At 69.3% G+C, this 20,133-nt stretch carries 27 protein-coding genes and 1 tRNA gene; 21 read left to right on the top strand and 7 right to left on the bottom strand.

Annotation, left to right across the window (positions count from 1 at the left end):
• Positions 1 to 12: 12 nt before the first annotated feature.
• Together DEU35_RS07230 and DEU35_RS07225 are read right to left on the bottom strand one after the other, a co-directional pair.
• Positions 13 to 3,363 carry a thioester reductase domain-containing protein gene (locus DEU35_RS07230; protein ID WP_116239091.1) on the bottom strand — a complete coding sequence of 1,117 codons (3,351 nt, stop codon included), beginning with the start codon at positions 3,361 to 3,363 and terminating at the stop codon, positions 13 to 15.
• A 381-nt stretch (positions 3,364 to 3,744) separates the two neighbouring features.
• Positions 3,745 to 4,215, bottom strand: coding sequence for a GNAT family N-acetyltransferase (locus tag DEU35_RS07225; protein WP_258027840.1), 471 nt, complete (start codon positions 4,213 to 4,215; stop codon positions 3,745 to 3,747).
• Between the two features lie 68 nt (positions 4,216 to 4,283).
• Here DEU35_RS07225 and cysS point away from each other — a divergent pair, with 68 nt between their 5' ends.
• From cysS to DEU35_RS07210, 3 genes are read left to right on the top strand one after another with little or no spacing between them, the layout of a single operon-like run.
• The gene (cysS, locus tag DEU35_RS07220; RefSeq protein WP_116239090.1) at positions 4,284 to 5,684 is read left to right on the top strand and encodes a cysteine--tRNA ligase; all 1,401 of its coding nucleotides are present in this window, start codon (positions 4,284 to 4,286) and stop codon (positions 5,682 to 5,684) included.
• Positions 5,677 to 6,675 carry a 23S rRNA (guanosine(2251)-2'-O)-methyltransferase RlmB gene (gene rlmB / locus DEU35_RS07215; RefSeq protein ID WP_103206179.1) on the top strand — a complete coding sequence of 333 codons (999 nt, stop codon included), beginning with the start codon at positions 5,677 to 5,679 and terminating at the stop codon, positions 6,673 to 6,675. Before cysS ends, rlmB begins: the two co-directional genes overlap by 8 nt.
• 19 nt (positions 6,676 to 6,694) lie before the next feature.
• Positions 6,695 to 7,336 (top strand): NAD(P)-dependent oxidoreductase, encoded by a 642-nt coding sequence (locus tag DEU35_RS07210; RefSeq protein ID WP_103206180.1) that lies wholly within the window; start codon positions 6,695 to 6,697, stop codon positions 7,334 to 7,336.
• A gap of 79 nt (positions 7,337 to 7,415) precedes the next feature.
• Here DEU35_RS07210 and DEU35_RS07205 read toward each other — a convergent pair whose 3' ends face one another.
• Together DEU35_RS07205 and DEU35_RS07200 are read right to left on the bottom strand one after the other, a co-directional pair.
• Positions 7,416 to 8,738: a DUF4032 domain-containing protein gene (locus DEU35_RS07205; RefSeq protein WP_103206181.1), complete on the bottom strand. Its 1,323-nt coding sequence runs from the start codon at positions 8,736 to 8,738 to the stop codon at positions 7,416 to 7,418.
• Between the two features lie 79 nt (positions 8,739 to 8,817).
• Positions 8,818 to 9,921, bottom strand: coding sequence for an ABC transporter ATP-binding protein (locus DEU35_RS07200; RefSeq protein ID WP_103206182.1), 1,104 nt, complete (start codon positions 9,919 to 9,921; stop codon positions 8,818 to 8,820).
• 237 nt (positions 9,922 to 10,158) lie between these two features.
• Here DEU35_RS07200 and DEU35_RS07195 point away from each other — a divergent pair, with 237 nt between their 5' ends.
• The 4 genes from DEU35_RS07195 to DEU35_RS07180 all read left to right on the top strand — a co-directional run bounded on the left by DEU35_RS07195 (position 10,159) and on the right by DEU35_RS07180 (position 12,470).
• Complete coding sequence (locus DEU35_RS07195; protein WP_309545566.1) at positions 10,159 to 11,115, top strand: thioredoxin domain-containing protein; 957 nt, start codon at positions 10,159 to 10,161, stop codon at positions 11,113 to 11,115.
• A gap of 41 nt (positions 11,116 to 11,156) precedes the next feature.
• A complete protein-coding gene (locus DEU35_RS07190; protein ID WP_103206184.1) occupies positions 11,157 to 11,534 on the top strand; it encodes a hypothetical protein in 378 nt (125 codons plus the stop codon).
• Between the two features lie 61 nt (positions 11,535 to 11,595).
• Positions 11,596 to 11,671, top strand: a tRNA-Thr gene (locus tag DEU35_RS07185).
• Between the two features lie 139 nt (positions 11,672 to 11,810).
• Entirely contained in the window at positions 11,811 to 12,470 is a 660-nt protein-coding gene (locus tag DEU35_RS07180) for a hypothetical protein (RefSeq protein WP_147301846.1), read from the top strand.
• On the opposite strand, the gene xerC is transcribed toward DEU35_RS07180, so the two are convergent.
• The 3 genes from xerC to DEU35_RS07165 are packed head-to-tail and all read right to left on the bottom strand — an operon-like array spanning position 12,467 to position 14,479.
• Entirely contained in the window at positions 12,467 to 13,645 is a 1,179-nt protein-coding gene (gene xerC / locus DEU35_RS07175) for a tyrosine recombinase XerC (protein ID WP_116239088.1), read from the bottom strand. The two genes, DEU35_RS07180 and xerC, sit on opposite strands and share 4 nt — an antisense overlap.
• Complete coding sequence (locus tag DEU35_RS07170) at positions 13,645 to 14,106, bottom strand: ImmA/IrrE family metallo-endopeptidase (RefSeq protein ID WP_181904604.1); 462 nt, start codon at positions 14,104 to 14,106, stop codon at positions 13,645 to 13,647. Before DEU35_RS07170 ends, xerC begins: the two co-directional genes overlap by 1 nt.
• Positions 14,090 to 14,479, bottom strand: a complete 390-nt coding sequence (locus DEU35_RS07165; RefSeq protein WP_116239086.1) for a hypothetical protein — start codon at positions 14,477 to 14,479, stop codon at positions 14,090 to 14,092. Before DEU35_RS07165 ends, DEU35_RS07170 begins: the two co-directional genes overlap by 17 nt.
• Before the next feature lie 86 nt (positions 14,480 to 14,565).
• On the opposite strand from DEU35_RS07165, the gene DEU35_RS07160 reads away from it, so the two are divergent.
• The 14 genes from DEU35_RS07160 to DEU35_RS07110 all read left to right on the top strand — a co-directional run bounded on the left by DEU35_RS07160 (position 14,566) and on the right by DEU35_RS07110 (position 19,768).
• Complete coding sequence (locus DEU35_RS07160; RefSeq protein WP_116239085.1) at positions 14,566 to 14,826, top strand: helix-turn-helix domain-containing protein; 261 nt, start codon at positions 14,566 to 14,568, stop codon at positions 14,824 to 14,826.
• Positions 14,823 to 15,071, top strand: a complete 249-nt coding sequence (locus tag DEU35_RS07155) for a DNA-binding protein (protein WP_116239084.1) — start codon at positions 14,823 to 14,825, stop codon at positions 15,069 to 15,071. The genes DEU35_RS07160 and DEU35_RS07155 overlap by 4 nt, the downstream gene beginning before the upstream one ends.
• Positions 15,064 to 15,309: a hypothetical protein gene (locus tag DEU35_RS07150; RefSeq protein ID WP_116239083.1), complete on the top strand. Its 246-nt coding sequence runs from the start codon at positions 15,064 to 15,066 to the stop codon at positions 15,307 to 15,309. Before DEU35_RS07155 ends, DEU35_RS07150 begins: the two co-directional genes overlap by 8 nt.
• Positions 15,306 to 15,611 (top strand): hypothetical protein, encoded by a 306-nt coding sequence (locus DEU35_RS07145; RefSeq protein ID WP_116239082.1) that lies wholly within the window; start codon positions 15,306 to 15,308, stop codon positions 15,609 to 15,611. The genes DEU35_RS07150 and DEU35_RS07145 overlap by 4 nt, the downstream gene beginning before the upstream one ends.
• Positions 15,608 to 15,784, top strand: a complete 177-nt coding sequence (locus tag DEU35_RS17110; RefSeq protein WP_181904603.1) for a hypothetical protein — start codon at positions 15,608 to 15,610, stop codon at positions 15,782 to 15,784. Before DEU35_RS07145 ends, DEU35_RS17110 begins: the two co-directional genes overlap by 4 nt.
• Positions 15,784 to 16,095, top strand: coding sequence for a hypothetical protein (locus tag DEU35_RS07140; RefSeq protein ID WP_116239081.1), 312 nt, complete (start codon positions 15,784 to 15,786; stop codon positions 16,093 to 16,095). Before DEU35_RS17110 ends, DEU35_RS07140 begins: the two co-directional genes overlap by 1 nt.
• Before the next feature lie 182 nt (positions 16,096 to 16,277).
• Complete coding sequence (locus DEU35_RS07135; RefSeq protein WP_116239080.1) at positions 16,278 to 17,135, top strand: PD-(D/E)XK nuclease-like domain-containing protein; 858 nt, start codon at positions 16,278 to 16,280, stop codon at positions 17,133 to 17,135.
• The gene (locus tag DEU35_RS07130; protein WP_116239079.1) at positions 17,132 to 17,824 is read left to right on the top strand and encodes a hypothetical protein; all 693 of its coding nucleotides are present in this window, start codon (positions 17,132 to 17,134) and stop codon (positions 17,822 to 17,824) included. Before DEU35_RS07135 ends, DEU35_RS07130 begins: the two co-directional genes overlap by 4 nt.
• Positions 17,821 to 18,402 carry a DNA N-6-adenine-methyltransferase gene (locus DEU35_RS07125; protein WP_116239078.1) on the top strand — a complete coding sequence of 194 codons (582 nt, stop codon included), beginning with the start codon at positions 17,821 to 17,823 and terminating at the stop codon, positions 18,400 to 18,402. Before DEU35_RS07130 ends, DEU35_RS07125 begins: the two co-directional genes overlap by 4 nt.
• Entirely contained in the window at positions 18,399 to 18,566 is a 168-nt protein-coding gene (locus DEU35_RS17105) for a hypothetical protein (RefSeq protein ID WP_181904602.1), read from the top strand. The genes DEU35_RS07125 and DEU35_RS17105 overlap by 4 nt, the downstream gene beginning before the upstream one ends.
• Positions 18,563 to 19,003, top strand: a complete 441-nt coding sequence (locus DEU35_RS07120; RefSeq protein WP_116239077.1) for a hypothetical protein — start codon at positions 18,563 to 18,565, stop codon at positions 19,001 to 19,003. Before DEU35_RS17105 ends, DEU35_RS07120 begins: the two co-directional genes overlap by 4 nt.
• Entirely contained in the window at positions 19,000 to 19,155 is a 156-nt protein-coding gene (locus DEU35_RS17100) for a hypothetical protein (protein WP_181904601.1), read from the top strand. Before DEU35_RS07120 ends, DEU35_RS17100 begins: the two co-directional genes overlap by 4 nt.
• A complete protein-coding gene (locus DEU35_RS07115) occupies positions 19,152 to 19,448 on the top strand; it encodes a hypothetical protein (RefSeq protein ID WP_116239076.1) in 297 nt (98 codons plus the stop codon). Before DEU35_RS17100 ends, DEU35_RS07115 begins: the two co-directional genes overlap by 4 nt.
• The gene (locus DEU35_RS07110) at positions 19,436 to 19,768 is read left to right on the top strand and encodes a hypothetical protein (RefSeq protein WP_116239075.1); all 333 of its coding nucleotides are present in this window, start codon (positions 19,436 to 19,438) and stop codon (positions 19,766 to 19,768) included. Before DEU35_RS07115 ends, DEU35_RS07110 begins: the two co-directional genes overlap by 13 nt.
• Positions 19,769 to 20,133 lie beyond the last annotated feature (365 nt).

Here is a 20,133-nt window from a genome sequence, read left to right as displayed (position 1 = left end):
TCGCGTCCGAGGTCAGGCCACGGCGCGCCGTGACGGCTCGAGCAGCTTCAAGAACGAGAGGTCGTCGGCCACCTTCGTGATGAGCGCGTGGTCGATGGAGGGGATGTCCGGTGACCCGAGCGGGTGGATCGTCCGGATGGCTTCCACGAACGCGTCCGCGGGGATGGTCGAGCCGGCGTGCGGTTCTTCCGGGGTCGCGAACGCGTGCATCAGCGGCAGAACCGATCGCGCACGATCCTCGTCGGGCAGCGCCTCCAGCGCCGTGCGGAACCGGTCCACCCATTCGGCGTGGTCCGCGATGCGCTCGATGGCGTACCCGTCGTCCTGGAGCCAGTCGACGACGGTGTCGAGGGAGACGCCGTCGTCGTTCGGGTTCACCACGTTGTAGGTGCGGTATCCCGCGTTGGTGGAGGCGCCGATCGCGGTCATGGCAGCGGAGGTGAAGTCGGCCGGCAAGCCGTCGTAGTGCGACGACAGACGCTCGCCGTCGGCACCACGCCGAACGAAGGACTCCGGTGCCAGCCCCGTGGCGAGAACGCTCCAGACCAGCCGGGTGAAGACGTCGGGCAGGTTCACCTGGCCGCGCCAGCGCGGGTGCGCCAGAACCATGTCGGAGCGGAATACCGCCACCGGTACGCCGTGCTGCTCGTGCGCTTCGCGCAGCAGCACCTCGCTCGCCCATTTGCTCGCCCCATACCCGTTGGCGTACTCGTCTCCGATGCTCCACGCGGGGATCGTGTCGCGGATGTCGGCACGCTCGTCGAGGGCGGCGGGGGCGGCCGGGTCGGCCGCGGCTTCGACGGTCGGCCGCGCGCCACCGGCGACCGCGACGCTCGAGACGAAGGTGACGGGCACGCTGCCGGCGGCGATGGAGAGGCGGATGATCTCGGAGGTGCCGACGACGTTCGGACCGAACAATGCCGTGTATGGCAGCACGTGATTGACAAGGGCGGCGGCGTGCGCGATGAGGTCGACGCGGGCGGCGAGGTCCCGCCACCGCGGCTCGTCGAGACCGAAGAGGCGCTCGCTGACATCGCCGGCCCTCACCTCGAGCGAGGCCCCGAGGTCTGTGAAGCGCTCAGCGAAGGCAGGATCTGCGGCGAACGCGGTGTCGAGGCGACGTCGGGCGTCGGCGTCGTCGGAACCGCGAACGATGCACACGAGCGTTCCGCCCACCGGAGCGAGGCGTTCGAGCCAGTCGAGGGCCAGGAACCGTCCGAGGTACCCGTTGGCGCCCGTGAGCAGGACCGTGCGGCCTCGGGCAGTGCCCGCGGGCTCCGAAGCGGCGGGGGTGCGCGAGGTACGCAGGACCGGCTCCGGGATGCCGCCGAGCACCCGGTCGAGGCGCAGGTCGCTCGCACGCAGCGTCGACGGGTCGGTACCGTGCACGCGAGCCACCGTGGGCCGGTCGTCGGCGGCCGAGCGATCGATGAACGCGGCGATGGCGGTGAGATCGTTCGTCGGGTCGGTGATGACCCCGACGGGCACCTCGGTACCGAAGACGTCCTCGAGCATCCCGGAGAAGGTCAGCGCCGACAGCGAGTCGCCGCCCAGGTCGGAGTACCGGGCTGCCGCAGCGGTTGCCGAGGACACCTCGGCGCCGAGGAACTCGCAGGCCGCGCGCACCACGGTGTCGAGCGTCGGCTCGAGGCCGACGCGCTCGCGGAGGGCTGCCACCAGGGCACCACTACGCTCTTCGGCGAGGTCGGCATAGAGACTCGCGAGCCGTTCGCCGTACCGTGCCGTGATCCGCGGTCGCAGGAGCTTGCGGGCGTCCGAGAGCATGCCGTTCTCGACCGTGAACGGCTCCGGTTCGACGATGACCCCGCGGGGCACCTCGTAGGGGGCGAGGCCATGCTCGCGTGCGGTGCGCTGAAGAGCGGCGAGCACGTCGCGCTCCGACGATCCCGCATCAGCGGGCACGACGACCGCGACCAGGAACGCGTGTCGGCTGTCGCCGTGCAGCGCGATCTGGCGCACCTCGGGCGTCCCGCCGTACGTGGCCTCGAGAGCCGCCACCGCGACGAACTCGCCCTGCGACAGCTTGATGACGTTGTTCCGGCGGTCGAGGTATTCGTAGGAACCCGGTCCGGTCTGGGCCATGATGTCGCCGGTCCGGTAGAAGCCGTCCTGGTCGAAGACCGCGGCGGTGACGTCTGGCCGGCGGAAGTACCCCGTGATCGTGGAGGTGCTCTTCACCAGCAGCTCACCCCGCGGGTGCGGACGGTCGGTGACGCGGTAGCCGAGCTCGGGCACATCGATGAGCTTGTGCGCGGTGACGGGCGGTTGCTGCACGACTCCGTCGTGGAGGATGCTGCCCGCTTCGGTGGAGCCGTACACGTCGTGCAGCGCCGTGCCGAGGCACTCCTCGATGTAGCTGCGGAGCTCGGGGGTGAGCGGAGCACTGGCGCAGATCGCCCGGCGGATCCGTCCCCCGAACGCCCGCACGCGCAGATCGGCGTGCACCGCCGCGCGCACGGCATCCTGATCCGTATCGCCCGCGGCCAGGCGACGCTGCTCGTCGCGATCGCCCTCCTGCCGAACCATCTCCGCCACGCGAGGGACGAAGACGAACTCGGTCGGGGCGAACGTGCGCAGATCGTCGAACAGGGCCGACAGATCCGTCGAGGTCGCGAGCGCGAGAGTTCCGCCGCGTCCGAGGGTGGCGAAGACCGCCGCGCGGCCGGTGAGGTGACTCATCGGCAGGTAGGCGTACCCGACGATGTCGTCGGTGGTGCCGTCGTCGACGCCGGGCCGGCGCGCGTGCCACAGTCTCTCGACCATGGAGCGCGAGTACATCGCGCCCTTCGGGGTTCCGGTGCTGCCGGACGTGTAGATCAGGAGTGCGAGGGGGTCTTCGCCCGCCGCGGGATGCCACGGGGTCGGGCGCGGCAGGAGCTCGCCGCGGGTGACGAGCTCGGCGAGCGTCGGACCCGATGTGTCGGTGTCGACCGCCGTGTCGAGCAGCATCGTCCGCACGTCTCCGGCGGATGCCTCGGCGATGGCCTGAGCGATGGCCGACTGCTCGGCAGAGGCCGCGAGCCACACCGGCTCCGTCTCGTCGACGATCGCGCGCAGCGCCTCGAACGACGCGCTCGCCTGGAGGGGCACGCTCACCGCGCCGAGGATCCACGACGCGAGATCGAGCGTCACGAAGTCGACGGTCGCGGCTCCGAGCATCGCGATCCGGTCGCCGGGCGAAACGGTCTCACCGAGTGCGGCCGCAACCGCACTCGCTCGGTCCCACAGCTCGTGAAAACTGGTGTCCTCGACGTCGGCCCCGAACCGCTCTCGCAGTGCCGGACGATCGGCGTGCTGTGCGAACACCGCCTCGACCGACATGTCGTCGTGCTGTTGCTCCATTTTCTTCGTCCTCTTCCCTTCATCCGGGCGCGCCCCCGCGCCCTGGCCTCTCGCTGTCCGAGTCGGGCGGTCGCCATCGCCGCCCTCCGCTCACGGGCCCGTTGCGGTGGACGCCGCGTGCAGCGCGAACGGGCGCCACGGGGATCGCCCTGTCCGGAACGGTGTGCAGCGTGGCGGCGGCGTGGCGGGAACAGCTATGCGCTCGTCGTCGGTGAGGGCGCCGTCACGGTCTCGATCCGGGGTCGCCAGGATCGCCGGAGGAGGGAGGAGCGCTGTCCACGGGGACCGCACTCGACATCGCACACGTCAATAAGACGCCTGTTCCCTAGGTGTTGGCCGAGTGGAGCCGACAGCAGGCGCTCGGGTGGACGACGCGTGTGATCAGGGTGCCTCGACCGTGCGGGTCATGAACGTCGACAGCGGATCGGGCGCGTAGGGCGGGAACGCCGGGCATTCGACGAAGCCTTCACTCGCGTAGAGACGACGAGCGGGCACGAAGTCGTCGGTGCTCCCCGTCTCGAGCCAGAGACTCCGGATGCCGCGCTCTCGCGCATCGTCCATGATGTGCCGCAGGATCGCGCGGCCGATGCCCTGGCCGAGGAAGCCCTCGGCGACCCGCATCGACTTCAGCTCGGCGCGGTCGCGATCGAGGTCTTTGCACGCGCCGATGCCGGCGAGCTCGTCGTCGACCCACGCGGACCAGACCGTGACGCCGTCAGCGGTGAGGCGATCCACGTCGAGGGCGTGCACGCTCTCGACGGGTGTGTTCTCGAGCATGCCCGCGAGGTGGGCGGCGACGAGAGCACGCGTGGCGTCTCCGGACAGGTCATCGGGGCGGATCACGAGGGGCACTCCTGAACCCTAACGACCGCATGTTTCGTGCACGGGTCGCGCGGAGGGGCGGCCGGTAGGCTGAAGACGTGACTGTTCGGCTGTACGACACGAAGGCGCAGGGACTCCGCGACTTCGTCCCCCTCGACCCCTCGAACGTCACGGTCTACGTCTGCGGCCCGACCGTGCAGTCGGGCCCGCACATCGGTCACGTGCGCGCCGCGCTCGTCTTCGACCTGCTGCGCCGGTGGCTCTCCCACCGCTTCGGCCGGGTCACCTTCGTGCGCAACGTCACCGACATCGACGACAAGGTCCTCGCCAACGCGACCGACGCCGAGCCGTGGTGGGCTCTCGCCTACCGCATGGAGCTCGAGTTCTCACGGGCGTACGAGGCCATCGGCATCCTTCCCCCCACCTACGAACCCCGTGCGACGGCGTCGGTGACGCAGATGCAGGAGCTCATCACCGAGCTCATCGAGCGCGGCCACGCCTATGCGGCCGCCGGCGACGTCTACTTCGACGTGCGATCGTGGCCCGCGTACGGCGAGCTCACCCGTCAGAGCCCGGATGCCATGGAGCCGGCCGCCGACGCCGATCCCCGGAGCAAGCGCGATCCCCGCGACTTCGCCCTGTGGAAGGGGGCGAAGCCCGGCGAGCCGGCTTCTGCCACCTGGAGCTCGCCCTGGGGTGCGGGACGGCCCGGCTGGCACATCGAGTGCTCGGCGATGTCGCGTCGCTACCTCGGTCCCGAGTTCGACATCCACGGCGGCGGTCTCGACCTGCGTTTCCCGCACCATGAGAACGAGATCGCGCAGTCGACGGCGGCGGGGGATGCCTTCGCTCGTTACTGGGTGCACAACGGCCTCGTCACCGTCGACGGGCAGAAGATGTCGAAGTCGCTCGGCAACTTCACCCTGGCGGCCGACGTGCTCGCCGCGCACGATCCGCTCGTGGTGCGCTACGCCCTCGCCGCGGCGCACTACCGGTCGAACCTCGACCTGAGCGAGGCGTCGTGGGCCGAGGCCGAGACGGCCCTCGGCCGGATCCGCACGTTCCTCGACCGCGCCCGGCGTCTCGTGCAGCCGGGGTGGCCCGAGGCGAAGGAAGGCCTTCCGGCGGAGTTCGTCGAGGCCATGGACGACGACCTCTCGGTGCCCCGGGCGCTGGCGGCCATCCACACGAGCATCCGGTCGGGAAATGCGCTCCTCGACGCCGGCAAGTACGATGAGGCGAAGCACGATGTCATGGACGTCATGCAGATGACGCTCGTCCTGGGGATCAACCCTCACTCTTCTCCGTGGGGTGGCACCGGAGGGGGAGCGGAAACCGCCGCTCTGGACTCCCTCGTCCAGACGATGATCACGCAGCGCGCGCACGCGCGCGCGGACAAGGATTGGGCGGCCGCGGATCGCATTCGAGACGCGATCGCCGCCGCAGGAATCACGCTGGAGGACACTCCGGCCGGAACGCATTGGAGTATCGATGGCTAAGCCTGGACGCCCGGGAGCACGCAACCCCGGCAAGAAGAAGGGCCCCCTCAAGGGCACGGGCGGCCACGTCCGCAAGGCTCTCGAGGGCCGGGGCCCCACCCCGAAGGCCGAAGACCGCGCCTGGCACCCCGCCGGCAAGCGCAAGGCAGCCCAGGAGCGCTACGCCGCCGCCGGTGGCAAGGCGAAGCCCGGCGTGCGCGCGGTCGGCAGCAATCCGAACCGCAAGAGCCCGAAGGCGGCCGACGACACCGAGACGGTCACGGGCCGTAACTCCGTGCTCGAGGCGCTGCGGGCGAAGATCCCCGCCACGGCGATGTACGTCGCCCAGCGCATCGAGATGGACGACCGCGTCAAAGAGATGCTGTCGATGGCGACCAACCGCGGCATCCCGGTGCTCGAGGTCACGCGCCCCGAGCTCGACCGCATGGCCGGCTTCGACGGCGTGCACCAGGGGGTGGCGCTCAAGGTTCCCCCCTACGCCTACGCCCACCCGCAGGACCTGCTCGAGCAGATCATCGATCGCGGCCAGGTGCCCCTGCTCGTCGCGCTCGACGGTGTCACCGACCCCCGCAACCTCGGGGCGATCATCCGCTCCACCGGAGCTTTCGGCGGTCAGGGGCTGATCATCCCGCAGCGCCGCTCGGCGAGTGTCAACTCCGCCGCGTGGAAGACCAGCGCCGGGGCTGCTGCGCGCATCCCCGTCGCTCTCGCGGCCAACCTCACGGCCACGCTCAAGGAGTTCAAGAAGCAGGGCGTGTTCGTGCTCGGACTCGACGGCGACGGCGATGTCTCGCTGCCCGCCCTCGAGCTCGCCGACCGCCCCGTCGTGATCGTCGTGGGTTCCGAGGGCAAGGGTCTGTCCCGCCTGGTCACCGAGACGTGCGACCAGGTCGTCTCGATTCCCATCTCCGCCGCGACCGAGTCGCTGAACGCCGGCATCGCGGCATCCGTCGCCCTGTACCAGGTGTCGACGCTCCGCGGCACCGTCTGACCCACCGAGAGGAACGCTCATGCCCCGTATCGCCGTCATCGGAGGCACCGGTTACGCCGGTAGCCACATCGTCACCGAGGCCGTCCGCCGCGGCCACACGGTCGTCTCGATCGCCCGCTCGGTACCCACCGAGCGTGTCGAGGGTGCGACCTACGTCGAAGGCACCGTCCTCGACGTCCCCGGTCTCGTCGCCCAGCTCGAGGGGGTCGACGTCGTGGTCTCGGCCGTGGCTCCCCGCGGCGACATGGAAGGCAAACTCCGCCCCGCGATCGCCGAGCTCGTCACGGCTCTGCCCGAGAACGTCCGCGTGGGCGTCGTCGGCGGCGCCGGCGGGTCGCTCGTGGCCGAGGGCGGGCCGCGCCTGATCGACACGGAGGGCTTCGCCGAGGAGTACAAGCCCGAGGCGCGCGAAGCGATCGGCATCCTCGAAGACCTCCAGGCCGACGACACCGGCCGCGACTGGTTCTACGTTCACCCGGCCGGCGGTTTCGGCTCGTGGGCACCGGGCGAGCGCACCGGTTCGTACCGCGACGGCGGCGACGTGCTCGTCGTCGACGGCGAGGGCAACTCGTTCATCGGTGGCGCTGACTTCGCGGTCGCCGTCCTCGACGAGATCGAGAACCCCGCGCACACGCGCGAGCGCTTCACCGTGGGGTACTGAGCCCGCGACGTACCGAGGCCGTGGCATCCTGGATCGACTCCGGATGCCACGGCCTCGGCGTTTCGCGGGGCGCGGTGGCTCAGACCAGATCGCGCCAGTCGACCGAGTCGGTGTCGGTCGTCGGAACCTCGCCGGTCGCCGGGGCATCGGCGTCGGACACCGTGGGCAGCGACATGGTGTCGGTGGGAGGGCCCATGACGGTTGCCTCATCGCGGCGGTGGCGCAGAACGTCGTCGATGTAGGAGCTCACGACCTCGGCGAGGGGGACCGAGCGGCCGCGCGCCTGCGACATGTACCAGCGGTGCTCGAGCACCTGGTGGAAGACCTCGGCGGGCTCGAGCTTGGCGCGCAGGTCCCACGGGATGGCCATGACGATGGGCTCGAACACGCGGGTGAGCCATTCGTGCGCGACCATCTCTTCGTCGGCTCCGAGGCGCGAGACGCGCGCACGGAACTCGTCGAGGTCGTTGAGAAGGCGGCGGGCCTGGTTCTCTTCGACGTCGAGTCCGGTCAGTCTCAGCAGACGCCGCTGGTGGTGACCGGCATCCACGACTTTCGGCTGGATCGACACCTTCGTGCCGTCGCTCGCCGTGCGGATCGACATCTCGCCGATATCGAAGCCGAGGGCGTTCAGACGGTGCACGCGCTCGGTGATGCGCCACGACTCGTCGACCGCGAACGACTCCTTGTCGGTGAGGGCGCCCCACAGCGAGTGGTACGACGACACCAGTCCGTCGGCGATGGCCACGGCATCCACCCCGCCCTCGAGGCGGCCGCCGGCCTCGAGGTCCATGATCTCGCCGGCGATGTTGATCCGGGCGATGTCGAGGTCGTGTGCGCGCTGACCGGGGGTCAGGCGGTTGCCGTGCAGTTCGCCCGTCTCGGCGTCGACGAGGTAGGCCGCGAACTCGCCCGCGTCACGACGGAACAGCGTATTCGACAGAGACACGTCACCCCAGTAGAAGCCGACGTTGTGCAAGCGTACGAGCAGGACCGCGAGAGCGTCGACGAGACGGGTGGCGGTGTGCGGGCGCAGCACCTGAGTGAACAGGGCACGGTAGGGGAGCGAGAAGCGCAGGTGAGCGGTGACGAGGGCAGCGGGAAGGGGGCGACCCGAGGCATCGGTGCGGCCGGCGATCACGGCGACGCGCTCGACGCAGGGAGCGTCGAGCCGGTCGAGGTTCCCGAGCATGTCGTATTCGCGACGTGCCATCTCCTCGGTCGTCTCCTTGATGGCCACGACCCGGCCCGACAGGTTCGCGAACCGTACGAGGTGGCGTGAGATGCCCTTGGGGAGAGCCACGATGTGATTGCTGGGCCAGTCGGCGAGACCCGTCGACCACGGCAGCTGCAGGAGGCCCGGGTCGACGGTGCTCGCCGTGATACTGAGGGATTGGGACACGGGAACCTCCGGGAAAACGGTGCGGCGCGCCCCCGACCCGACGGATCGGGATCGGGGACGCGCCGCGTCGGTGCGTGGATCAGGCCGAAGCGATGGCCCGGTCGGTGAGTCGATCGCCCGTCTCGACGTCGAAGACGTGCACGTGTCCGGGGACCGGCGCCAGCACGACCGTCTCGCCCGCGTTGGGGTGACGTCGACCGTCGACGCGAGCGACGAGGTCGGTGCGCTTGCCGTTGATGTCGGTGTGACCGTACAGGTAACCGTCGGCGCCGAGCTCCTCGACGAGGTCGACGACCACCGAGAGGCCGCGGCCGTCGGCGGGGGCGACCTGGATGTCCTCCGGACGGACACCGATGGTGACCGCGGAGCCGTTGGCCTTGCCGATGGTGTCGGCCTCGACGGGAACGACGAGGTCGCCGAAGCGCACGCCGCCCTCGGCCAGGTCGGCGGTGAAGAGGTTCATCGCGGGCGAGCCGATGAAGCCGGCCACGAAGACGTTCTTCGGGGTCTCGTACAGGTCACGCGGGGTGCCGACCTGCTGGAGGAGGCCGTCCTTGAGCACCGCGATGCGGTCGCCCATGGTGAGCGCCTCGGTCTGGTCGTGCGTGACGTAGACCGTGGTGACGCCGAGGCGGCGCTGGAGCGAAGCGATCTGCGTACGGGTCTGGACGCGGAGCTTGGCGTCGAGGTTCGACAGCGGCTCGTCCATGAGGAAGACCTGGGGCTGGCGGACGATCGCGCGGCCCATGGCGACGCGCTGACGCTGACCACCGGAGAGGGCCTTGGGCTTGCGGGTCAGGTACTGCTCGAGGTCGAGCAGCTTGGCGGCCTCGAGGACGCGCGATGCGCGCTCTTCTTTGCCGACGCCGGCGATCTTGAGCGCGAAGCCCATGTTCTCGGCCACGGTCATGTGCGGGTAGAGAGCGTAGTTCTGGAACACCATCGCGATGTCGCGGTCCTTCGGCGGGACGTCGGTGACGTCGCGATCGCCGATGAGGATGCGGCCGGAGTTGACCTCTTCGAGGCCGGCCAGCATGCGCAGCGACGTGGACTTGCCGCAGCCGGAGGGGCCGACGAGGACCAGGAATTCGCCGTCGGCGACGTCGAGGTTGAGTTTGTCGACCGCGGGGCGGGTGCCGCCGGGGTACAGACGGGTTGCGTTGTCGAAGGTGACGGACGCCATTTTCTCTTCTCCTTCACCGGCAGGTACGTGCCGGACGATCCGTAGTGAATGGAATGAACGGGGGCGACCCCGTGCGCCCGACGTTGGACGCATTCGTCAGTATCGCACGTGTCTGGTCATTTCTCAGCCAGCCTGGCTACCATCGATCCTCGTCCGCCCCACCCGCGCGGGCCCCCTGATTTCATGCGGCATCGTCCGTGCCCGGAAGGTTTCATGTCCAACGACCAGTCACCGAATGTGCCAGCAGAACGCGACCGCCGTGAGGCGGTCCGCGAGAAGGCGCAGCAGGTCAAGGCGAAGCAGGCGCGCTGGCGCATCGCGCGACGCTCCCTGCTGGGCATCGGTGCCGTCGCGGTGATCGCGGTCGGCGCGGTCGGCGTCTCGTTCGCGTTGAACTCGCGCGAGGCACGCTCGCAGGCCTTCCCCGACGCCGCGACCGACGACGGCTTCCTGATCACGAGCGCCTCGCAGGTGGCCGATCCGCTCGCCGATCAGACCGTCGACGGCAGTGCCGCGACGATGTCGGCTCAGGCGACTCCTCCGGCGGACGAGCCCGCACCGGCCACAGAGCCGACGCCCGAGCCGACCGCCACCGCGGCACCCGTCGATATCCGCATCTACGTCGACTACATGTCGGCCGAGGCGCGCGAGTTCCAAACCGCGAACGCGAGCCAGCTGTCGAAGTGGGTCGGCGACAAGGCCGCCACTCTCACCTACTACCCGGTGGCGATGCTGACGTCGAAGTCGAACGGGACGAAGTACAGCCTGCGGGCCGCCGGTGCCGCGGCCTGCGTGGCGACGCACTCGTCGGACCGCTTCTTCGCGTACAACCACGAGCTGCTGACCAACCAGCCCGCGGTCGACTCCGACGGCTACAGCGACCAGCAGCTCGCCGACATGGCGCAGGGTGCCGGGGTTAGCGACGTCGGCACGGTTCGCGACTGCATCGAGGGCGAGACTTACACGGCGTGGGCGAAGGCCGCCACCGACCGCGCGATCAAGGGCCTGCCGGGCACGAAGGGGCAGGCGCTGACCGCGACCCCGACCGTGCTCGTGAACGGCACCGAATACGTCGGCAACATGGACGACGCCAAAGAGTTCGCTCAGTTCGTGCTCACCGTCGACAGCAACGCGTACTACTCGACCGCTACCCCCACCCCGTCGGTCACCCCGTCGGCTCCTCCCGCGGGTTGACGAATCGGTGCGGACGCGACGTCTTATGAGATTCTGGTGGCATGAACGAAGAGCTTGAGGACTCTCCGCCCCGGCGGTCCCTCACGCAGTTGAAGGCTTGGGTGCAGGAATTCCGTGAACAGGGGCACCTGTTCGCCGGACAGCTGAAGGTCGTCGAGCAGGAAGACGCCGACAGCCAGGACACGGGTCTCGTGGTGATGAACCTGATGAACGCCCGAGCGTCGATCTACATGCAGCCGAAAGGCTACGACGAGCCGCTCTGGGAAGCGACGCTCACGTCGCGACCCGACGACCTGACGATGACGCCGCACGAGATGGCGAGCCTGGCCGCCGAGTTGGTGGTGGCCGGCAATCTCTGCTCGTTCCTTCAATGGAAGTCCCTGGAGTGGGACCGCGACAGTGGGAGGCACCGCATCTGACCGGTCTCGTGTGGCCCGCCCGCCGCTCTAGACTCGTTCATCGAGACGCCACGCGTCTCCTGCCGGCTTGGCGCAATTGGTAGCGCACCGTACTTGTAATACGGGGGTTGCAGGTTCAAGTCCTGTAGCCGGCACCATAAAGGGCTGATCAGAGGCTTTTTGACGCAAATCGCAGATACGCAGGATAGGCTGGCTCACGATTTACTCACGGTTTTGGGCGACCGTATGGCGAAACCTATCGCGCGGCAGCGCATGACAACCCCGAAGGGCGTAAGCGTGAGCGACGTGACCCACGATCTCCTCCCGGCGAAGGTCCGATGGGCCAGTGCTGGTGCAGCGCTCGCAATGGTGGTGCTGGTCTGCGTTTATGTACTGGTACCGCGGGAGGTGTCGACCGTCGCCCCGCAATGCGAGGGCGGCGACAGCTGCTCGGTTCTAGTGACCGCTCAGGCGGACCCGTTCGTAAGTATCGCTCTGCTTGCGCTCGTGGCTCTATTCGGGGTAATCGGAGTCACGGGCCTGCCCTTCTCCGTGATGCTTGGCAACGGTGCTGGGCTAAGCCCCGTGCCGGCACCCGCCAAGGCCGAGACCGTTCGTGCAGCGCCGGCCGATGCGGAGCCGGTGAAAGTCGAAGTTTCCCCTGGCGAAGATGGCGAGAAGGGTCTCGCAGCCGCCGAACGCCGGTCGCTTGACTTGTACAACGCCCTCCCGATTGACATCCAGCAGGCCTTGCTCGATTGGGTTGCGGAGGAGCAGGGCATAACCGACAAGACTGAAGTGCAGCTCACTCTGACCGAGGTGTCGCGTAAGGGTGGCGTCGGCAACCATCCCTACTACGTCAAGGGGAAGGCGGCAGACGGGTATAGCACGTATACCGTGAAGCTCTCTCGTGGCGGCCGAGGTAAGCGCGAGATCTCAGCCAATCACGCGCACTAGCCTGCCGGCGTCCGCGCGAGCAGCTTCGAGAGGACGAGAGAGACGGCTGGCCCGCGGTGAATCTCGTCGGCGTAGCTACGCTCCGTCGTCTTAGTTTCCTCGTGACCTAGCTGATCGCGAGCCGCTTCAATCCCGAGTTCGTCGCGTACGACGGTCGCCACGGTCTTGCGGAAGCTGCGCGGGGTGACGCCGGCCCACGGGGTGCCGGCGAGGGCAGTGCGCCAGGTCGTGCGGTAGTTGTTGGGATGCCGGAACGTTCCGACGCTCGAGGGGAACACGAACTGCGAGAACGACGAGACCCGTCGCCGCACGAGCATGTCGACCGTCTCGGCGGGTAGCTCGAGTTCGCGATAACCGGCGTCGCTCTTCGTCACCTCCTGCACGAACATCTTCCCGTCGCGATCCTGCGCGATCGTCCCGCGGACGATGACCCGCTGTGTGACGAGGTCGAGCGCATCCCATCGGAGTGCGAAGACTTCGCCCGTGCGCATGCCCGAGCCGACGAACATGTTCGCCGTGTCGGCGAGGTCGCTCGCGCGCGCCCGGCGTGGTCGACGATCGCTCTCGTTGCGAGGCTCGGACCCGGCGTCCCATTGCTCGAAGCGGTCGAGGATGCCCTGTACCGCCGAACGGTCGGGGGCGGCTGCTCGCGCCGTCCGTTTCGCGCGCTCGGGTGCGGGGACGTCGCTCATCGGGTTGGCGCGCACGGCCCCGTGCCGGGCGGCGAGGGTGAACATTCCGCTCAACACGACGTGCGTCGTCTTCGCGGTGCCCGGCCCGGACGACCGCGCGAGCGCGACGAGGAAGCGGTCAAGCCGTGGCACGCTGCACTCCTGCAGGCGCACGCTGCCGAGGCCCGGGCTGATGTGCTTCGTGATGGCGTTCTGATAGATGCGTACCGAGCCTTCGGCGAGGCGGGTGCGGGACTCGAGCCAACGCGTCGCGAGGTCAGAGACGGTCGTGTCTGCGGTGAGATCGTCGCTCGCAGGGGCCAGGCGCTGTTTCAGCGCCCGCACGAGATTGCGCTCGGCTTCGGCGGGGGTCTTCCCCTGGCGGTCCATTGACCGTGTGACGCCGTCGGAATCCCGGTAGTAGGCGCGTGCGGTCGGCTTGCCCTTCACGGTCATGCGACGGATGCGCCCCCACGTCTCGAGTTCGAGGGGTGGGCGGGCCATCAGCTGACGCCCTCGCGTCGCTCCCACATTCCGGCGCCCATGCGTGGTCGCATGTAGACGCTGTCGCCGAGACGCTCGAGCAGACCCTGAAACGCGATAACCGTGCTGCGCATCACGTCGAGGTCGACGGCAATCGCGCCGGGGTGGCCGGCGTGTACGGCTTCGAGGTGGCGGTAATCGTCGAGGTCGATCAGGCGGAGCGCGGCCCACTCCTCGGCGCGGCGTTCCTGTTTCGCGTGTACGGGGCCGAAGCGCGTATGGCAGTCTCCGAACGCCGCGTGCCCGAGCTCGTGCGCGAGCACCGATCGGTGATGGCGGGCCGACATTCCTCGGCGCAGGCGGATGCGGCGGGCGTCGTGGTCGTAGATCCCGTCGCGATCGGCGGGCATGCGCCCGTACTCGATCGCGACGCCGATCGCGTCGGCGAAGTCGAGCAGGCGGAGGTCAACTGGGGTCGTCATATGAGGGCTGTTCGTCCGTGGGTTCGGGGTCGGCGGCGCGGGCGGCGAGGTACAAGTCATCTTCGGCGGGGGTTCCGACATTGCGGGCGGGGAACGGCGTCACGTTGGCGGCTTCACTCGCGGCCCGCTGTGCGCGGCTCATCAGGTCTAGAGGGTCGATGTGGAGCGCGCTGGCGATCGAGTAGAGGTCGCGCACGTTCAGCGTCACTCGCTCGCCCGTGCGGGGGTTCCCGCCGTCGAGACGCATTGACATGTACTGCGAGTTCTCGCCGATCAACCGGCCGAGAGCGCGGGAGGAGAGATCCTGTCGGCCCATCTCGGCTTTGATCTCGGAAACGAGAGCGTCGGCGAGGCGCTGAGAGTAGTTGTCCACGGGATCTGAGTATGTCCGCTGCATGATTTTTAGTCAATGCGCATGACGAGCTTGACACCGCATGACAAGTCATTCATTCTCATCACATGACAAATCACGCAGCAGTCGGAACGGCCGCCGCGCAGCGCCTCGCGGGCGAGGTGCGGGCCGAGATGGCTCGACAGAAACGCACCGCGGGGGAGATGGCGCGGGTGCTCGATATCACCGCGCACACCGCCGGACGTCGCCTGAGCGGGGCCGTGGCATTCAGCATCAGCGACTTGATGTCCGTCGCGATGTGGCTCGGGATGGACCCGAAAGAGCTCCTGCGCCGGGCGGAGGAGCCCGCGCACGCGGCGGCATCGTGAGCAGCCTGCCCGACCGCGGCGGCCCGGTTCTGACGACCCGAGGGGCCGCGACGTACAGCGGCCTCGCCTACCAGACCTTCCGAAACCTACTCGCCGCGGAGCAAGGCCCGCGCAAATTCAAGCAGGGCCGCTTGAACGTCTTCTATCCCGTCGATCTCGACGCGTGGATTCGAGAGCGAATCACCGATCCGACGCAGGCCGCGGCGTCACAACCCACCTCACCCGAAGGGGCAGCACATGCCTGACCGCAACACCGAAACCGTTCCCACCGTCGAGCGCCCCGTCGCCCTCATCGTCGAGGCGTCATTCGACAGTGACACGTTCACGATCGACACGACCACGATCGACGGGCAGCGCGTCGTCGTCATGCAGCAGCGTGACGGCGTCCGCTACCTCACCCCGGCCGAGACCCTCGCACTCTCGCGGGCGCTGCTCTCCCGCCTCGCCTACGTTGGGTTTCCCGAAGGGGCGGTGAGCGAGTGAGCGCCCCGAAGGTGGAGACGCTGATCGTCGACCGCCCGGCCCCCGTTGCGCCGACGCATCGCGAGGTGCTCGCCCGATCGCAGCGACTCGCGGATTCCGCCGCACGGGCGCTGAACGATGAGGCGCTGCGCGTCGAGCGTGACCGTATGGCGCTCGCGACCGTGCACAGTGTCATCGCTGGCGACGGGTGGGAGCGTGCCTACGCGAACGCGTCGAAGAGTGCCGCGTGGCAGTTGGCCGGTGTGATCGCCAAGCAGGCCGCGAATCGGACGCACGGCTTCACTCAGAAGCTCGAGGCATGAGCGGCACGCGGCGCACGCTCGCCATTCCGGGGATGCCGGTCGTGAAGGCGCTCGAGTCCCGCCGGGTGCGCACCGAACGTGAGGAGCGGATCGCTCGCAACCGTGTGGCGGCGAAGCGCTTCGACCGCGTCGACCGGTACGCCGATCGTCACGACCGCGAGGCGGTGGCCTGATGGGGCAGACGCTGCGCACCCGTGACGCCGACCCGGTCACCTCGGCCGAGGCGGTCGCCGACACGGATCTAGCCCGCTCGCAGATGGAAGTGCTCGCCATTTTCGAGATCGCCCGCGAGGAGGGCGTGACGGCCCTCGCTGAGCACGAGGTCGTCGCCTGGGGTCGTCGCCTCGGATCGACCTACTCGGATCAGCGACTGCGGTCCTGCTGCCCCGAGCTCGAGCGGAAACGGTGGCTGACCCGCACGCCGACTTTCAAGCCTGGCCCGACCGGCACCCGCCGCGCCGAGGTTTGGGCGCTCGCCCGCTAACCCACCTCTCACCATCTCTCGGCGACACGGCCGATGTTCCGTGCTGCCCGAAACCAACCGCAGGAGGTCGATGTGAATCCCGACTACTTCCCGCCGCAGCTGGGTCTGCCGATCGCGGGCGTGCTCTGCGCCTGTCTCGCCGTCGCCTGGTGGCGCGACCGTCATAGCCGAGGGGGGCAGGCGTGAGCGCGCTCGAGGGGTTTGTGCCCGATCTCGACGAGGTGACGTATCACGCGCACCCGGCGCTGTCGTCGACCGGTGCCCGGCAGCTGCTGCAGGCGCCCGCTCGCTTCGCGCACTGGATGGAGAACAAGCCCCCGCACAAGAAGGCGTATGACGTCGGTTCGGCGGTGCACGCGAAGGTACTCGGCACGGGGTGGGACGTCGTCGAGATCCCGGATGAGTTGCTGTCGGGGCCGAACCGCGCGATCTCGAGCGTCGCCGCAAAAGACTGGGTCGCCGCGGCCCGCGAGTCGAACGCGATCCCGCTCAAAGCGCCCGAGATCGCCGAGGTGGACGCGATGGCGGAATCGGTGCTGGCGCACGCGATGGCCCGCGTCATGTTCGAGCAGCAGGGCGACGCCGAACTGTCGGTGTTCTCCCGAGACGACGAGACGGGTATCGAGCAGCGGTGCCGGTTCGACTACCTCGGCAGCGGGTCGGGCCGACGGTTCGCCGTCGACCTGAAGACGAAGCACGGTCTGGCAACGCCCGTGAAGTTCTCGAAGACCGTCGCCGAGCTCGGCTATCACGTCCAGGTCGGCCATTACCTCGACACGCTCGCGGCGGCGGGCGGTGGCGTCGATCAGTTCGTGTTCGTGGTCGTCGAGAAGGAACCGCCCTACCTGACGGCGACGTACGTGCTCGGCCGCGAGTACCTCGAGATGGGCTACGCCGGGGCGGCTGAGGCGCGCCGCCGCTTCGCCGCCGGCATCGAGTCGGGCGTGTGGCCCGGCTACCCGCAGGAACTGCAGATCGCGATCCCGCCGAACTGGGCGGTCTATGACCACAACGAAGGCCTGGGAGGGCTGACGGCATGACGACTATCGATGACATTCAGATCCCGACCGAGATCAGGGCGTCCCGCCTGCGCGGTGCCGAGCGGCCCCCGGCTAACGCCCCGGTCGACGACGTCTCGCAGACCCTCGCCGAGTACACGCGCCTCGCGCTGTCGACGGGCTCGCGCCTAGAGATCGACCCGGTGGAGTTCACTGCCGACGGCGAGGTGTGGGTAACGCTGTGGCTGCACGAGGAGCACCCCGCGGGCGCGCGCGCCACGGTTCGCCGCGACGGCATCCCGACGATCGTCGAACGGCCGTGGCGGGAAGCTCGACCCGGCGAGGAGGCGCTGACCGACACGGGCCGCCGCTGGATCGACATCTGGGATGAGAATCCGACCGAGCGGTTCGAGTCGTACGTGCTGCGCGCCGCGCTCGCCCGCGCCTTCGCCGACGTCATCGGCGACCGCCCCGAGCCGGGCAAGCCCCGCGCCCGTATCGCGGCGCCCGTGGCGGCTGAGCCCGCCGAGGGGGAGCCTGCCCCGCGCATCTCGCACGCCGCGGCGGCCGAGCTCGAGGCGGCGGTCGCCGCGCTCCCGTGGGAAGCGGCCGAGGTGCATCGCCGAGACCGTGGCATCGAGACCGCCGCGATGCCGGCACCCGTACCCCGCCCGCCCGCGCCGAACGTCCCGCGTCTGATCGCGCCCGAGACCCGAGGGGGTGCCCGATGACGCTCACCGGGTTCAAGGCTCAGAATCACCCGCAGCAGACGGGCGTGCGCGGTGCGCTCGACGAGGTCGACGACCGCGGCACCGACCCGGCCTACGTCGCCTCGCTCGAGGAGCGCTTCGGCGCCCCGTTCACGCTCGACGTCGCCGCCGCCGCGCACAACGCGAAGGCGCCCCGCTACTTCACCCGCGCCGACGACGGCCTCGCGCAGTCGTGGGAGGGGGAGCGGGTGTGGTGTAACCCGCCGTACTCGGACCTGCACGCGTGGGTGTCGAAGGCGTGGCAGTCGTGGCGGTTCACTGACGGGATCGCGATGCTGCTGCCCGCGAATCGGCCCGAGCAGAAGTGGTGGCAGGAGCTCGTCGAGCCCTACCGCGACCGCGAGGGCTCGCCGCTGCACACGGAGTTCCTGCCCGGGCGGATGCGCTTCAGTCGACCGGACGCCGTGATCGGCCCGAAGGGGGACCGTCCGCCGTTCGGGTGCGTGCTGCTGACATGGGACGCCTCGACGCCGGCCGAGGTCGCGCTGTTCGAGGTGCGATTTGGCACCTACACGCTCGCGATGGGCGGTGCCCGATGATCGGCGCGTTCATCCTGTGCCTGGTGTCGATCGTCGGCGCGGCCGGGCTCGTCGGCGCGGCGGCCGTGTATCGCGACGTCGCCGCGGCCGTGTTCTTCGGATGCGTGCTGGCGCTCGGTCTCGTCGTCATCGCCATGCTCTACGGTGCGGCGGTGCTCCCGTGACCGGCCCCGCGGAGTTCAAGCCCGAGATGGTGCAAGACATATGGGAGCGCGACGGCGGCCGGTGTGCCCTGTGCGGGCTCGGCCTGCACTGGGATCTCAGGGGTAAGCCTTTCGAGCGCGGGTGGTCGGTGCATCACCGCGAGGACCGCGGCATGGGCGGCGTGAAGCGCGCCCGCAAGGGCCGGGAGCAGCCCCGCGCGTACCTCGCCCTCGCGGCGAACGGTGTCCTGCTGTGCGGCACGGGCACGACCGGATGCCACGGCAAGGTCACCCGCGAAGAGCTGCCCGAGCGCCTCGGTTTCAGCGTGTCCCGGATTGGCATCCGCCGCCCGGTCGACGTGCCCCTCCTGCACGCCCTGCACGGGTGGGTGCTGCTCGACAACGAAGGCGGCTACGCGCCCGCCGACGAGCCCGACGAAGAGGAGATGGCGGCATGAATGCGGCGCTGTTCTACCTCGGCATGTCGACGGCATCCGTGCTTTCGGCGATCGAGGGCAACCGGCTGGCGATGTTCATCGCGGCGCTGTGGGCGTTCGAGGTGCTGCTCGCCGAGGGTCTCGGCCGGGTGCGGAGGGGGCGGCGTGCGTGAGCGTGATTTCGGAGGCTTTCGCCGTGTGGCGCGAGTGTCGGGAGGCGTTCGACGAGGTGCTGCATTCGGCGTACACCCGGGCGGAGGTCGCTACGAACGGCGCCCTGCTGAACGAACGCGGACGCCGGGCGCAGGTCGACGCGGTGTCGCTGTTCATGGGGCCGGCGGTGCGGGCGTACGCGTACGCGTCGCCCGAGCTCGTCGAGCACTGGGAGGAGCACCCGCGGGTGACGTATGCGGAGTTCGAGCGGCAGTGGGTAGCAGGGCAGGAGGAGGAGCGGTGGGTGTCGTGACGAAGGGCTGCAAGTTGGGATGCTGCTCGCCCGAGGTTGCGGGCCTGCCGAATGGTGGATGGTCCGAGGATGGGCTGCACCTCGACGGCCGTCGCCGGGAGCACCTGCGCCGCGAGTGGGCGGCGACGTCGGCACGCATCGACCGGATGCAGGCCGATTATCCGAAGTGCAAGCTGTGCGGGCAGTCGACGCTGCGTCTCGACGCGGCCGGGCTGTGCTCGAAGGTGACGGACGCGCATAAGGCCTACCGGGTGCGCCTCGGGATCCCCGCGGTGCCCGCGCCTGCTCCCGCGGCGCGCGGCCGAGGGGGTCGGAGGTGAGCACATTCACGCTGTGGGGCTTTCATCCGGCGTACGTCGGGAAGGCAGGAGCGCCCTATCTGCTGCGTCTGACAGTCGGATCGACTGCCACCTGCGAGGTTGAGGCGCGTTACAGGCGGGGTCTCGGAGGGTGGCGGCTCGGAGTGTACCGAACGGGGGATCAGCCCGCAGGGCTTGCTGCCATGCTCGCGAAGTATCTGGGGGAGCGGGCATGATGCCTCGGTTCGCGATGACGTACGTCATCTACTGGCCCGAGCGCGCCGTGCTGAAGGTCGGTCGCACATCGCAGTGGGACCGCATCGACGCGATGACGTCGACCGGTGGTCATGTGCTCGTGCTCGCTCGGGGGACGGATGCCACGTGGG

It is taken from the genome of Microbacterium sp. AG157, from assembly GCF_003385695.1.
GTDB lineage: Bacteria > Actinomycetota > Actinomycetes > Actinomycetales > Microbacteriaceae > Microbacterium > Microbacterium testaceum.
Note: the sequence above shows the minus strand (reverse complement) of the source record. Positions and strands in the feature narration are given on the sequence as shown.